The sequence below is a fragment of the Tsuneonella sp. HG222 genome (assembly GCF_053819185.1).
In genome coordinates, this window is record NZ_JBSOQZ010000001.1 from 203,628 (window position 1) to 216,454 (window position 12,827).

12 protein-coding genes are annotated in these 12,827 nt (G+C 66.6%); 5 read left to right on the top strand and 7 right to left on the bottom strand.

What is annotated here, in order from left to right:
- Window positions 1–14 precede the first annotated feature (14 nt).
- The 4 genes from ACWPMZ_RS00945 to lptB form a co-directional block, all read right to left on the bottom strand.
- On the bottom strand, window positions 15–779 hold the full coding sequence (locus ACWPMZ_RS00945) for a sulfite exporter TauE/SafE family protein (protein ID WP_455702162.1): 765 nt from the start codon (window positions 777–779) through the stop codon (window positions 15–17).
- Window positions 780–954: 175 nt separating this feature from the next.
- Window positions 955–1,650, bottom strand: coding sequence for a response regulator transcription factor CtrA (gene ctrA, locus ACWPMZ_RS00950; RefSeq protein ID WP_166181299.1), 696 nt, complete (start codon window positions 1,648–1,650; stop codon window positions 955–957).
- Window positions 1,651–1,862: 212 nt separating this feature from the next.
- Complete coding sequence (gene rpoN, locus ACWPMZ_RS00955; RefSeq protein WP_455702163.1) at window positions 1,863–3,332, bottom strand: RNA polymerase factor sigma-54; 1,470 nt, start codon at window positions 3,330–3,332, stop codon at window positions 1,863–1,865.
- A 25-nt stretch (window positions 3,333–3,357) separates the two neighbouring features.
- Window positions 3,358–4,119: an LPS export ABC transporter ATP-binding protein gene (lptB, locus tag ACWPMZ_RS00960; protein ID WP_455704147.1), complete on the bottom strand. Its 762-nt coding sequence runs from the start codon at window positions 4,117–4,119 to the stop codon at window positions 3,358–3,360.
- Window positions 4,120–4,343: 224 nt separating this feature from the next.
- Here lptB and ACWPMZ_RS00965 point away from each other — a divergent pair, with 224 nt between their 5' ends.
- Entirely contained in the window at window positions 4,344–4,730 is a 387-nt protein-coding gene (locus ACWPMZ_RS00965) for a hypothetical protein (protein ID WP_455702164.1), read from the top strand.
- Between the two features lie 28 nt (window positions 4,731–4,758).
- Here ACWPMZ_RS00965 and ppa read toward each other — a convergent pair whose 3' ends face one another.
- The gene (gene ppa, locus ACWPMZ_RS00970; protein WP_455702165.1) at window positions 4,759–5,298 is read right to left on the bottom strand and encodes an inorganic diphosphatase; all 540 of its coding nucleotides are present in this window, start codon (window positions 5,296–5,298) and stop codon (window positions 4,759–4,761) included.
- 170 nt (window positions 5,299–5,468) lie between these two features.
- Between ppa and ACWPMZ_RS00975 the strand changes: the two genes are divergently transcribed.
- Window positions 5,469–6,578 carry an LLM class flavin-dependent oxidoreductase gene (locus ACWPMZ_RS00975; protein WP_455702166.1) on the top strand — a complete coding sequence of 370 codons (1,110 nt, stop codon included), beginning with the start codon at window positions 5,469–5,471 and terminating at the stop codon, window positions 6,576–6,578.
- 131 nt (window positions 6,579–6,709) lie between these two features.
- On the opposite strand, the gene ACWPMZ_RS00980 is transcribed toward ACWPMZ_RS00975, so the two are convergent.
- Together ACWPMZ_RS00980 and ACWPMZ_RS00985 are read right to left on the bottom strand one after the other, a co-directional pair.
- On the bottom strand, window positions 6,710–7,393 hold the full coding sequence (locus ACWPMZ_RS00980) for a DUF1345 domain-containing protein (protein WP_455702167.1): 684 nt from the start codon (window positions 7,391–7,393) through the stop codon (window positions 6,710–6,712).
- Between the two features lie 61 nt (window positions 7,394–7,454).
- The gene (locus tag ACWPMZ_RS00985; protein WP_455702168.1) at window positions 7,455–9,395 is read right to left on the bottom strand and encodes a M61 family metallopeptidase; all 1,941 of its coding nucleotides are present in this window, start codon (window positions 9,393–9,395) and stop codon (window positions 7,455–7,457) included.
- Between the two features lie 87 nt (window positions 9,396–9,482).
- On the opposite strand from ACWPMZ_RS00985, the gene hisS reads away from it, so the two are divergent.
- From hisS to prmC, 3 genes are read left to right on the top strand one after another with little or no spacing between them, the layout of a single operon-like run.
- Window positions 9,483–10,733, top strand: a complete 1,251-nt coding sequence (hisS, locus tag ACWPMZ_RS00990; protein ID WP_455702169.1) for a histidine--tRNA ligase — start codon at window positions 9,483–9,485, stop codon at window positions 10,731–10,733.
- Window positions 10,733–11,800 carry a peptide chain release factor 1 gene (gene prfA, locus ACWPMZ_RS00995; RefSeq protein WP_455702170.1) on the top strand — a complete coding sequence of 356 codons (1,068 nt, stop codon included), beginning with the start codon at window positions 10,733–10,735 and terminating at the stop codon, window positions 11,798–11,800. Before hisS ends, prfA begins: the two co-directional genes overlap by 1 nt.
- A complete protein-coding gene (gene prmC, locus ACWPMZ_RS01000) occupies window positions 11,797–12,615 on the top strand; it encodes a peptide chain release factor N(5)-glutamine methyltransferase (protein ID WP_455702171.1) in 819 nt (272 codons plus the stop codon). Before prfA ends, prmC begins: the two co-directional genes overlap by 4 nt.
- Window positions 12,616–12,827 lie beyond the last annotated feature (212 nt).

Genomic DNA, 12,827 nt, shown 5'->3' on the forward strand with positions numbered 1-12,827 from the left:
TTCCGCCGTAGCCTTCAGCCCCATGCGGTCCAGACGCCGTAGGCACTGGTCAGCGAAAGCACGACGCCGACGAGGATCAGCATCCACTTGGCCGGAAAGTGCTTGGCCGCCCATGCTCCCAGCGGAGCGGCGAGAACCCCGCCGATCAGCAGGCCGAGGGTCGGCCCGGCAAGGTCGGCCACGCCGAGGTGGAAGATGAACGCGGCCGAGATCGTCAGCGTGAGGAAGAATTCGACCGAGTTCACGGTGCCGACCACCTTGCGCGGATCGGCGCCCTGGATCAGCAGGTTGCTGGTCACCACCGGCCCCCAGCCTCCGCCGCCCGCGGCGTCGAGAAACCCGCCCACCAGGCCCAGCGGGGCCACGTGCTTCGCCTCGCGCTTCTGCGGCGGATAGAGCAGCCCGCGGGCCAGCAGATAGAGCCCGATGCTGGTCAGGTAGATCAGGATGAAGGGCTTCATCACCGCCGCATCGATGCTGGTCAGCAGATAGGCGCCCAGGATCCCGCCGATCACGCCCGGCACCAGCAGGCGCAGGAACAGCTTGAGGTCGATGTTGCGGTGGAACAGGTGGCTCAGCGCGCTGGTCGCGGTGGTGAAGCATTCGACCACGTGGACCCGCTGCGAGGCGAGGGCAGGAGGAACGCCCAGGAAGCCCACCAGCAGGGTGTTCATGATCACTCCGAACGCCATGCCGAGCGCGCCGTCGACGAGCTGAGCGGCAAAGCCGACGGCGATGAAGGGGAGAATGGCCCAGAGGTCGAACTCGCCAAAATGCATCCGCTACCTCGCTCGGCTGTCGCCCCTGCGAATTGAGCGACCGGGACTGGCCCGGAAACAAAGAAATTCTGCGTTGCCTGCGAGCGCGGTGCGCGGTGTGGCAAAAAGAGAAGGCCCCGGAGCGGGTTGCGCTCCGGGGCCTGTCAGGTCCCGTCCAGGGGATTTTCCGTTCGCGTCAGGCGGCTTCGGCCTCTTCGCCCGGGTCGCGCAGTACATAGCCGCGGCCCCAGACGGTTTCGATGTAGTTCTCCCCGCCGCAGGCGCTCGAAAGCTTCTTGCGCAGCTTGCAGATGAACACGTCGATGATCTTGAGTTCGGGTTCGTCCATCCCGCCGTAAAGGTGGTTGAGGAACATTTCCTTGGTCAGCGTGGTGCCCTTGCGCAAGCTGAGCAGCTCGAGCATCGCGTATTCCTTGCCCGTCAGGTGGACCCGGGCGCCATCGACCTCGACGGTCTTGGCATCGAGGTTCACGGCCAGCTTGCCGGTACGGATGACCGACTGGCTGTGGCCCTTCGAACGGCGCACCACGGCATGGATGCGGGCGACCAGTTCGTCGCGGTGGAACGGCTTGGTGACGTAGTCGTCTGCGCCGAAGCCGAACGAACGGATCTTGGAATCCATTTCCGAAATGCCCGAGAGGATGAGCACCGGGGTCTGCACCTTGGCCACGCGCAGCTTCTTCAGCACATCGTAGCCGTGCATGTCGGGCAGGTTGAGGTCGAGCAGGATGATGTCGTAATCGTACAGCTTGCCAAGATCCAAGCCCTCTTCGCCCAGGTCGGTCGAATAGACGTTGAAGCCTTCGGTCGTCAGCATGAGCTCGATCGCCTTGGCGGTCGTCGGCTCGTCCTCGATCAGCAGCACTCGCATGCCAGTAGCCCCTTTTCCTTCCCCACGGACCGCAACCGATCGCGGTTATTGCCCGGTGTTAACCACGCCGGGTCTCAACGAAAAAGGTTAATAAAGCGTTCGCGGCGCTTACGTTTGCGAGGTGAGTCTTTCGAGTCACAGGTAGGAAAACGGGGTTTGGGCGGCTGGCCCGGCGTTTACCTGTGTGAACAAATCGTAGGAATTGCAGGCCGTCAGGCGATTCGGGCGAGCTTCTTCTGGCGCCGCCGCTGGACCGAGCTGCCGATACCGATCGCCTCGCGGTATTTCGCCACCGTGCGCCGGGCCAGGTCGAAGCCCTTGTCCTTCAGCAGATCGACCAGTTTGTCGTCGCTCAGGATGTCGCCGGGATCCTCCGCGTCGCACAGCGCGCGGATCTGCGCCTTGACCGCCTCGGCGCTGGCGCCCTCGCCGTCAGCCGAACCCACGCCGCTGGAGAAGAAGTACTTCAGCTCGAACGTGCCGCGGTCGCAGGTCAGGTACTTGTTGCTGGTGACGCGGCTGACCGTGCTTTCATGCATCTCGATCTCCTCGGCGATCGCGCGCAGGGTCAGCGGGCGCAATTCGGACACGCCCTTGCGGAAGAACCCGTCCTGCGCCTTCACCACCGCGGCGGCGACCTTGAGGATCGTCTTGGCCCGCTGGTCGAGCGCCTTGATCAGCCAGCCGGCATCGGCCAGTTTCTCGCCGAGCCACGAGCGCGAGGCCTTGTCGGTGCAGCCCTTGCGCAGCTCGACATAATAGCTGCGGTTGACCACCAGGCGCGGCAGGGTCGCCTCGTTGAGCCGAATGTCCCACTCGCCCGCGGCGCCGCCCCGGGCCGGAGAGATCAGGACATCGGGTACCACCGGCTCGCGCGTGCCGCCGCCAAAGCGCAGGCCGGGCTTGGGGTCGTAGCCGCGCAGCTCGGCCAGCATGTCGGCGAAATCCTCGTCGTCGACATCGCACATGCGCTTGAGCCGGGCGAACTCGCCGCGCGCGACCAGGTCCAGGTTGTCGATCAGCCGCTTCATGCACGGATCGTAGCGGTCGGCCTCGATCGCCTGCAGGGCCAGGCATTCCGACAACGTGCGCGCGCCCACGCCCGTGGGATCGAGCGACTGGACGACCTTCAGCGCCGCCTCGGCCTCGGCCAGCGTCACCCCCAGGTCCCCCGCGACCTCGCGCAATGTGGCGGTGAGGTAGCCCGCCTCGTCGAGCAGGCCGACGATATGGCGGGCGACGAACGCAGTGCGCGCGTCGGGCGCCGCCGGGCCGACCTGGGCCTCGAGATGCTCGGCCAGCGTGGGATCGTTGCCGGCGCGTTCACCGATGTCGGGCAGGTCGTCGTCGGCGCGCGGGCCGGTGATTTGCGCCGACCAGTCGCCGGTGTCGCGGTCGCGGTCGAGCGTGTCGGGGTCGATGTCGAGCGCCTGTTCGCCTTCGCCCGAGGACACGTCGGGCGTGGCATCGTGCAGCCGCTGCTCCTCGCTTTCGGCAGGAACCTCGCGGTCGACCGCGCGCATCTCGCCGGCTTCGAGCAGCGGGTTGTTTTCCAGCGCCTCGCCGATGAAGGCCTCGATCTCGAGGTTCGATGCCGCGAGCAGGCGAATGGCCTGCTGCAGCTGGGGCGTCATCACCAGCGACTGGGATTGCCGGAGATCTAGTCTCGGACCCAGAGCCACGATCTAGCTTCCCCCCTGCTCCATGTCAGAGCGTAAAGGATTCGCCGAGATACAGGCGGCGGACGTTCTCGTCGGCGACCAGTTCCTCGGGGCTGCCGGCGAACAGCACCTGGCCGCCGTAGATGATGCAGGCGCGATCGACGATGTCGAGCGTCTCACGCACGTTGTGGTCGGTGATCAGCACCCCGATGCCGCGGTCCTTGAGGTCGATCACCAGGTGGCGGATGTCGCCGATCGACAGCGGGTCGATGCCGGCGAACGGCTCGTCTAGCAGCATGATCGAAGGCTTGGCGGCCAGCGCGCGGGCGATCTCGCACCGCCGCCGCTCGCCGCCCGACAGCGCCATCGCGGGGCTTTCGCGCAGGCGGGTCAGGCCGAACTCGTCGAGCAGGCGGTTCAGCTCCTGCGCGCGCACCGTCTTGTCGGGCTCGACCATCTCGAGCACGCAGTTGATGTTCTGTTCCACCGTCATGCCGCGGAAGATGCTGGTTTCCTGCGGCAGATAGCCCAGGCCAAGGATCGCGCGGCGGTACATAGGCAGCTTGGTGACATCGACGCCGTCCATCAGGATGCGACCCGAATCCGGCCGGACGAGGCCCATGATCGAATAGAAGCAGGTCGTCTTGCCGGCGCCGTTGGGGCCGAGCAGGCCCAGCACCTCGCCCTTGCCCACGGTCAGCGAGATGTCGGTCAGGACGCTGCGCTTGTCGTAGCTCTTGGCGATCGAGATGACTTCCAGGCCGCCCTGCGGGATCGGCGGCGCGGCATTGACCGGGGCCGCCTCCATCGCCTCGGCGAGGGCGGCGTTGTCGACCAGTTGGCTTTCGAGGCTGCTCATGGCTGCGCGATGTAACAATGGAGCGGGGCGGCTTCCACCCCGTTTGGCAAGATTCGTGCATGGAACGCGATCAGGGGAGCGCGTCCTGCCGTGGGACGCGCCCGCGACAGCCCCTTGCAAGGGCACGCGCGAAGTGAAATACAAGGCGTTCGAGGGGATGAAGGGAGAGGCGCATGGCAAAGGCGCTCTGGCAGGCAACCGCAAGCGAGACCGGGACCAAGACCAAGGCCAGCCCGGCCGGCTGGTCGAAACGCATGAGCGATCACATCGCTTACGGGCTCCTGGTCTACACCGGCGTCAACATCTATGTCACGATGGCTGCGCTCAAGAGCCAGCACGGTTCGATCCTGCCCTACTTCGGGCTGGTCCTGCTCGTCGCGGCGATCATCCCCGGCTGCCGGCTGTTCGAACGGCGGTGGGAAGCGCTCCCCGCGAGCGGGCTGGGCGAAAGCGAACTGCACCGGCTGTTCAACCGCGACCGCGCGATCGTGTGGATCGCGGCGATCGGGCTGCCGGTCGTGGTGACCGGCCTGATCAAGGGGCTGCTGGCTCTCGTCTGACCCGCCACCTGCCCCAGGGGCAGGCTACTCAGGCGGCCTTGGCGTTCTTCGCCCGCTCGATCGATTCCAGCACGATGGCACGCGCTTCGGCGGCATCGCCCCACTTGCCGACGCGCACCCACTTGTCGACCTCGAGGTCCTTGTAGTGGGTGAAGAAGTGCTCGATCTGCTGGAAGATGATCGAGGGCAGATCCTGCCGCTCCGCCACGTCGGAATAGTACGGAAACGTCGTGTCGATGGGCACGCAGATCAGCTTCTCGTCGCCGCCATGCTCGTCTTCCAGGTTGAGCACGCCGATCGGCCGGGCGCGGACGACGCAACCCGCGATGAACGGGCTGCGCGCGATAACCAACGCATCAAGCGGATCGCCGTCGGGCGAAAGGGTGTGCGGCACGAAGCCGTAGTTCGCCGGATAGCGCATCGGCGTGTGCAGGATGCGGTCGACGAACAGCGCGCCGCTCTCCTTGTCGAACTCGTACTTCACCGGCTCGCCGCCGGTGGGGACCTCGATGATGACGTTGAGGCTTTCGGGCGGGTTGTCGCCCACGGGGATCAGGTCGATGCGCATCAGATCTTTCCAGGATTGCTTGTTGTGCCGGTCCCTCTCCCCGCGCCGGCGGGGTGCCCCTAGCGGGCGAAGGCGCGCGAAGCCACCGGCAATTGCGAATCCGCGACGAAAGGCGCACTATTCGCGTTGACTAAGTCCGCCGGGCAACGGCGGCCGAGCGGAGAGAGACGATGCATGTAGGCCTGGCAACCGGTTTCGCCCACCAGCGTGACAAGAGCTATGACGACGCGCGCTTCGTGCGCGAGGAAGTCGACAACCTCGTGCTGGCCGAGGAGCTGGGGTTCGATTCGGTGTGGATCACCGAGCATCACTTTTCCGACTACTCGATGTCGAACGACCCGCTGCAGTTGCTCACCTACATTGCGGCCAAGACGCGGCACGTGAAGCTGGGCACCCAGTGCATCATCGTGCCGTGGCACAATCCGGCGCGGCTGGCGGAGAAGATAGTCAACCTCGACATCCTGTCGAACGGGCGGGCGATCCTGGGCTTCGGCGGCGGCCTGGCGCAGCACGAGTTCGCCGGGCTGGGCATCGACATGAACCGTAGCCGCGCGCTCTACAACGACATCCTCGACGTGGTGCTTCCGGCGCTCGAAACCGGAGTGATCGAGGGCGAGGGAGCATACGGCGTCATCCCGCGGCAGGAGCTGCGCCCGGCGCCGATCAAGAGCTTCGAGGGGCGCAAGTTCTGCGGCAGCCTGTCGGGCAACTCGATGTACACCGCCGCGCGGCATGGCTGCGGCAACATGATCCTGATGCTGCCCCAGCGGCTGGAGGATGCCGGGCCCGACAAGTACACCCAGGTCTGGCAGGAGGTGAACGGCCCCGGCACCGCGCCCCCGCCGCCGATGCTGGGCGGCAACTACTACATCGACCAGAGCGCCGAGTTCGCCCAGGCCCAGGGCGAGATGTACCTCGCCAACACGATGCGCGCCGCGATCCGCAACTACCATCTCGATACCCCGGGCAAGTTCTCGCAGATCAAGGGCTACGAGCACTACGAGAACATGGTCCTCGCGCCCGAGGCGATCGAACCCTACGTCGATAACTTCGCGAAGGGGGCGGTCACCGGCACGCCGCAGATGATCCTCGACCGGATGTGGGAGCTGAAGGAGCACTTCAAGCCGCAGGGCTTCTTCCCGCACGTCTACTACGGGGGCATGCCGCTCGACGAGGCGCGCAAGAACATGCACCTGTTCGCCGAGAAGGTCCTGCCCGAACTCAAGAGCTGGGAGGCCGAAACCGACATTGACGAACGGTTCCTCGAAGCGGCGGAGTAGGCGCGGAAGTATACACGAAGTATACACCTGAAACGGCGGCCGACCGGCCTCCGCCGGGAGCGCAGGGGAATCGACGGTTTGAAAGAGCCTGCGAGGCTAAGCAGTTCGATTCGCTGTAGGAAAGCGCTTTTTCAGCCCGCGCCGCCGAGCACGTTGATGGTGAAGGCGATCACTCCGATGTTGAACACGAACGCGGCGAAACAATGCAGCAGCACGACCTTGCGGATGCCCTGCGCGGTGACCGCGACGTCGCTTGTCTGGAAGGTCATCCCCAGCGTGAAGGCGAAATAGGCGAAGTCCCAGTAATCGGGCGTCTTCGTGCCGGGAAAGTCGATCCCGGCGGCATCGCCGCCCCTGTCCTCTCCCTTGGCGTAGAAGGCGTGCGCATAATGCAGGGCGTAGACGCTGTTGGCGAAGGCCCAGATCAGCAGCAGGGTCGCGACGAGCTTGCCGATCGCCAGCCAGTCGCCGCCCTTGGCGCCATCGAGCTCGCTGGTGATCGCCGCCATGACGACGACGGTGAGCAGGCTGGTAAGGAACAGGATCAGCAGGCGCCCGGCGTCGTTCGCAGCGGCGTGCCGGCGCATGTCCGGCGCGCTGCATTTGCCCAGCAGGGGCGCCAGAGAGACGAGGAACACCAGCGCCGCGGTGTCAAAGGCCATTGCCGTCCCGTCGCGCCAGTCGTCGGGCGGCACCAGCGCGCGCCAGGCGAACCAGGCGGCGATCCCCACGACGAGGAACACGAGGAAGCGCACCGGCATAACGCGGTTGCCGATGCCCGCGACCTGCGCCGCTCGCTTCACCTCGTTCGCCACAGGGGCGACCTATCGAATCGCGTGGCCGCGCGCGAGCGGAATTGCCGGTCTTGCCGGGCCGTCAGGTGCGCGGGGCGAGCAGGCGGTCGAACGGCTGTTCGCCCTCGCCCACCGGCTCGAGCCAGGGATAGCGCATCCCGCCGTTCCACTTCACTGGCACGGTCAGGTAGCGCGTGCCGCGCTTGACCAGCAGCTCGATCGGCTCCTTGCCGCCCTTGGCGGCGGTAATTGCATCCTTCATCCCATCCTTCGACCAGGCCTCGCCATTGATCGCGACAATCTGGGCGCCGGTGACGATGCCGGCATCCACCCCGGGGGAATCCCACATCGGGTTCTTCACCTTGCCGTCCTTGTCGAGCTCGAAGCCGAGCGAGTACTTGAGGTCGAGATCGCCCGACTTGTCGTCCAGCCCCTTGCTGTAGGGGTTGGGCGTGTCCTTCCAGACCAGGCGATAGCCCGCCATCTCGATGCCTTCGACCGGGGCGGGGCGGCCAGGCTGGGCGAACCGCGCATCGAGGAAGCCTGCCCAGTCGTAGGGATGGACCGCGTTGAGCGCCGCGACGATATCCTCGTAGTCGTAGGTCAACTGACCCAGGTCGCCGGGTTTCACGCCGAAGAAGGCGCGCGCGAAATCATCGAGCCCCCGCGCGCCGCCCGTGCCGCGGCGGATGATCTGGTCGGCTTCCAGCCAGACCAGCGCGCCTTCCCAGTAGTAGTCCTCGCTCCGGCTGAGCGAGGTGTAGGGCAGCGGCTTGCGGGCGTTGAGGATGGGATCGCGCGTCGTATCGTCGATCGAGCGCCATTCGCGCCCCTCGGCCTCGCTGCGATAGCCCGCTGCGGTGGCGATCGCGCCCAGCACCACGTCCTTGGGCTGCACGCCCGAGCGGGCGGCCAGGACGTAACCCCAGAACTGGGTCTGCCCTTCGTACATCCACAACATGTCGCCCAGCATCGGCTGGCGAAAGTCGGGCGTCCACATCCGTTCGGGCCGGCGGTACTTGCCGTTCCAGCTATGCACCAGTTCGTGCGGCACGACGTTGCGGTCGAAGGCTTTCTTGTCCCACTCGATGAAATCGGTGGGGTCGTAGGCGTTTTCGCTCGAGCGCTGATGCTCCAGCCCGATGTCGCCCATCCGGTCGGTCAGCGCGAGCAGGAAGTCGTAATGGTCGAAGTGCGCCGTGCCGAACAGCGCCAGCGCCTCGTCGGCCAGCTTGCGATACGTTGCCAGGTGCTCGGGCTTGATGGCGAGATACTTGGGATCGTCGGCCACCGCGTCGAGGTAAATGTCGTGCCCCAGGTCCCAGCGCTGGGCATGCTTGCCGGCGAAGATCGGCGAATCGACCAGCGTCTCGTAATCGGTGACGTCCCAGGTGGTGACGCCCTGGCGCAGCGCCTGCCCGTCGAGCGCGGTGAACACGCTCCAGCCGTCGGGGAAGCGCACTTCGGGCTTCACCTTGATCTGCCGGACATAGTGACCCGCAGGGTAAAGGCTCATCGCGTCGAACTGCAGGTTCATCATCTCCTGCGTCATCACGATGCGCCCCTCGCTGGTCTGCAGCGGGGAGGCGAAGGCGAAGCTGGCGACGACATCCTTCGCGCCTTCGGGCAGCGCCACGCGAAAGGCATTCACGTCGACCGGGTCGCGTGCCCATGAAACGGGCTTGCCGGCGACCGAGAAGCTGACGTCAGTCAAAAAGCGCGTTTGCGGCCGGGGCGCGTGCTTGCCGGGCAGCCATTCGGGCGACAGCAGAACCAGTTCGCGCGTGCCGGGGATGACCGGCACGGTCTGGCGCGCCTTGAACACGCCGCGCGCCAGATCGCGCGCATCGACCTCAAGCCGGATCGTGCCAGGATAGGGCACGTCCTGCGCGGCCGGAATGTCGGACACCACGGGTATCGCAACCGGGCGCGAACGCTCGGCCTCCTGCGCGGCGGCGGAGTGGGGGATTACGGCGATCAGAGCCAAAGCGACGAGTGGTGCGACCACAAATTTATGCGACATTGCAATGGTCCCTGCCTTCCCGTGCCGCGCATTGCAAGCTTGGGCGCTTGGCGCGGGGGGCGGTTATCGGCTAGGCGCGCGCCGGCAATGGCTATCGAAACACCCCGTCCCATCCGCGGCACGCAGGATATCTTCGGCCCCGAGGCAGAGGCCTTCGCGCACGTGGTCGAGACGTTCGAGCGCGTCCGCAAACTCTACCGCTTCCGCCGGGTCGAGATGCCGGTGTTCGAACGGACCGAGGTCTTCGCCCGCTCGATCGGCGAGACGACCGACATCGTTTCCAAGGAAATGTACAGCTTCAAGGATCGCGGCGACGAAAGCCTGACCCTGCGGCCCGAATTCACCGCCGGTATCGCGCGCGCCTATTTGACCGACGGCTGGCAGCAATACGCGCCGCTGAAGGTGGCGACCCACGGCCCGCTGTTCCGCTACGAGCGCCCGCAGAAGGGCCGCTACCGCCAGTTCCACCAGATCGACGCCGAAATCATCGGCGCGGCCGAGCCGCAGGCGGACGTCGAACTGCTGGCGATGGCCGACCAGATCCTGCGCGAGCTGGGCATCGCGGACGTCACGCTGCAGCTCAACACGCTGGGCGATGCCGACAGCCGTGATGCGTGGCGGGCCGCCTTGCTGGCGCACTTCCGCGGCGTGCAGGGCGACCTGAGCGAGGATTCGCAGGAGCGGCTGGAGAAGAACCCGCTGCGCATCCTTGATAGCAAGGACCTGCGCGACCGTGCCTTCGTGGACGGGGCGCCGAAGATCGACCAGTTCCTGTCCGACGAGGCCGGAAGGTTCTTCGAGGACGTGAAGTCCGGGCTCGAGGCGGCGGGCGTGCGCCACGCGCGCAACGAGGGGCTGGTCCGCGGGCTCGATTACTACCGCCACACCGCGTTCGAGTTCGTGCCCGACGCGGGTTCGGCTTCGGCCGACAGGCTAGGCAGCCAGAGCACGGTGCTGGGCGGCGGGCGCTACGACGGGCTGATGGAATCGCTGGGCGGTGCGCCGACACCGGCCGTGGGCTGGGCCGCGGGGATCGAGCGGCTGGCGATGCTGGTGGCTGAGCGGGAACGGGATGACCCTTGGGTCCTGATCGTCGTCGAAGACGACAAAGCTTTCCCTCATGCGCAGAAGGGTCTCTATGCGCTGCGCCGTGGTGGCATCGCTGCTGAGATATTCGCGACGGGCTCACCTAAAAAGCGCTACGATAAAGCCAAAAGACTTGAACCCACTATGCTAGTAGTAGCTTGGGACTCTGGCAGCGAGTGTGACTTAGTACCGAAAATTTCGCACGATGGCGCGTTCAAGACTAAGGTCGACGCCATACTTAGCCAAATCTGATGAGCATCCCCGACGACCGCCTGCAGCAGATCGCGCATCGCTTTGCCGAGCTGGAAGCGCGCATGGCATCCGGCACGCTCGAGGGCGAGGCCTTCGTCCAGGCGAGCCGCGACTATGCCGAGCTCGAACCGGTGGCCAAGGTCGCCGGCGAGGTGCGCGCGATGCGGGCCGAGATCGCCGAGCTTGCCGCCATGGTGCAGGACCCGGAAATGGGCGCGCTGGCCGAGGAGGAACTGGGCGACCTGCGCCGCCGGCTGCCCGAGGCCGAGCACGCGCTCGCCGTCGCCATGCTGCCGCGCGACAGTGCCGACCAGCGCCCCGCCATGCTCGAGATCCGCGCCGGGACCGGGGGCGACGAGGCCGCGCTGTTCGCCGCCGACCTGTTCCGCATGTACGAAGGCTATGCGGCCGAACGCGGCTGGAAGGTCGAGACGATCAGCGTCAACGCCAACGACCTGGGCGGTTTCAAGGAAATCGTCGCCAACGTCACCGGCACCGGCGTGTTCGCCAAGATGAAGTTCGAAAGCGGCGTCCACCGCGTGCAGCGCGTGCCCGTCACCGAGAGCGGCGGGCGGATCCATACCTCGGCCGCGACCGTCGCCGTCCTGCCCGAGCCGAGCGAGGTCGAGGTGGAGATCGAGGACAAGGACCTGCGGATCGACATCTACCGCGCGAGCGGGGCGGGCGGCCAGCATGTCAACAAGACTGACTCCGCCGTCCGGCTGACCCACCTGCCGACCGGCATCGTCGTGGCCATGCAGGACGAACGCAGCCAGCACCGCAACCGCGCCAAGGCGATGGATGTGCTGCGCGCGCGGATCTACGAGAAGATGCGCAGCGAGGCCCACGGCGCCGAGGCCGAGGCGCGCAAGGCGATGGTCGGCAGCGGCGATCGCTCCGAACGCATCCGGACCTACAATTTCCCGCAGGGGCGCGTGACCGACCATCGCATCGGCCTCACGCTGCACAAGCTGCCCGAGGTCCTTTCGGGTCACGGTCTGGCGGAGATGATCGACGCGCTGATCGCCGAGGACGAGGCCAAGCGCCTGGCCGCGATGGGCAAATGACGGTCGGCGAAGCCCTGCGCGAGGCGGCGCGGCGGCTGGCGGACACCTCCGACACCGCCCGGCTCGATGCCGAAGTGCTGATGGCGCATGCCCTGGGCGTCTCACGCTCGGACCTGTTGCTGAGGCGGATGGCCGATCCCGCGCCGGCGGAATTCGCCGAACTGGTCGACCGCCGCGCCCGGCACGAGCCCGTGGCCTACATCGTCGGCGACCAGGAGTTTTATGGCCGCACGTTCGCCGTGTCGCCCGCCGTGCTCATCCCCCGGGCCGACAGCGAGACGACGCTGGAGGCGGCGCTGGAGGCAGGCGGCAACCGCGTGCTTGATTGCGGAGTGGGATCGGGCGCCCTGCTGCTGAGCTATCTTGCGGAGCGGCCCGGCACCTCTGGCGTCGGCATCGACCGGTCGGCCGAGACGCTGGAGGTGGCGCGGCACAACGCAGAAGCCCTCGGGCTGGCCGATCGCAGCAAGATGATGCGGCGCGACTGGACCGAGACAGGCTGGGCGGCCGGACTGGGCACGTTCGACCTCGTCATCGCCAATCCGCCCTATGTGGAGGAGGCGGCCCCCCTCGACGCGTCGGTGCGCGATTTCGAGCCCGCGTCGGCGCTGTTCGCCGGACCCAAGGGGCTGGACGATTATCGCCTGCTCGTACCTCAGCTTCCGCGGCTCCTGAACCCGGGCGGCAGGGCGGTGCTGGAAATCGGTCATACCCAGGCCGATGCGGTGACGGGGATCGCCGCCGCGGCAGGTTTCGCCGCCGTGTTGCACAAAGACCTCGCCGGGCGCCCGCGCGCGTTGATCCTGTCGTTTTAGGCTTGGCAAGGGCCCTTCCACCCACTACCTCGGTAGGCGAACCAGCGGCCAAGGGCGGTTTCGTCGGCCGGGTTCAACTCCATCAGTTGCATCGAATTGCGGCGAAGGGTCGCTGCGGCACAGGCAGGGGATGGGGTCCACGGGATGGCCTTGTGCGCCCGTGGCGAGGGATCATGCCGTCACGCCAGGTGCCGGCCCATTACGAGGAAGCG

What these genes read in the sequence shown, in the direction of transcription:
- ctrA (WP_166181299.1), bottom strand. Translation starts at nt 1,650, where the DNA reads ATGCGAGTGCTGCTGATCGAGGACGAGCCGACGACCGCCAAGGCGATC.
- hisS (WP_455702169.1), top strand. Translation starts at nt 9,483, where the DNA reads ATGGCTATCGAAACACCCCGTCCCATCCGCGGCACGCAGGATATCTTC.
- lptB (WP_455704147.1), bottom strand. Translation starts at nt 4,119, where the DNA reads ATGGAGGCGGCCCCGGTCAATGCCGCGCCGCCGATCCCGCAGGGCGGC.
- prmC (WP_455702171.1), top strand. Translation starts at nt 11,797, where the DNA reads ATGACGGTCGGCGAAGCCCTGCGCGAGGCGGCGCGGCGGCTGGCGGAC.
- ACWPMZ_RS00985 (WP_455702168.1), bottom strand. Translation starts at nt 9,395, where the DNA reads ATGTCGCATAAATTTGTGGTCGCACCACTCGTCGCTTTGGCTCTGATC.
- prfA (WP_455702170.1), top strand. Translation starts at nt 10,733, where the DNA reads ATGAGCATCCCCGACGACCGCCTGCAGCAGATCGCGCATCGCTTTGCC.
- ACWPMZ_RS00945 (WP_455702162.1), bottom strand. Translation starts at nt 779, where the DNA reads ATGCATTTTGGCGAGTTCGACCTCTGGGCCATTCTCCCCTTCATCGCC.
- ACWPMZ_RS00975 (WP_455702166.1), top strand. Translation starts at nt 5,469, where the DNA reads ATGCATGTAGGCCTGGCAACCGGTTTCGCCCACCAGCGTGACAAGAGC.
- ppa (WP_455702165.1), bottom strand. Translation starts at nt 5,298, where the DNA reads ATGCGCATCGACCTGATCCCCGTGGGCGACAACCCGCCCGAAAGCCTC.
- ACWPMZ_RS00965 (WP_455702164.1), top strand. Translation starts at nt 4,344, where the DNA reads ATGGCAAAGGCGCTCTGGCAGGCAACCGCAAGCGAGACCGGGACCAAG.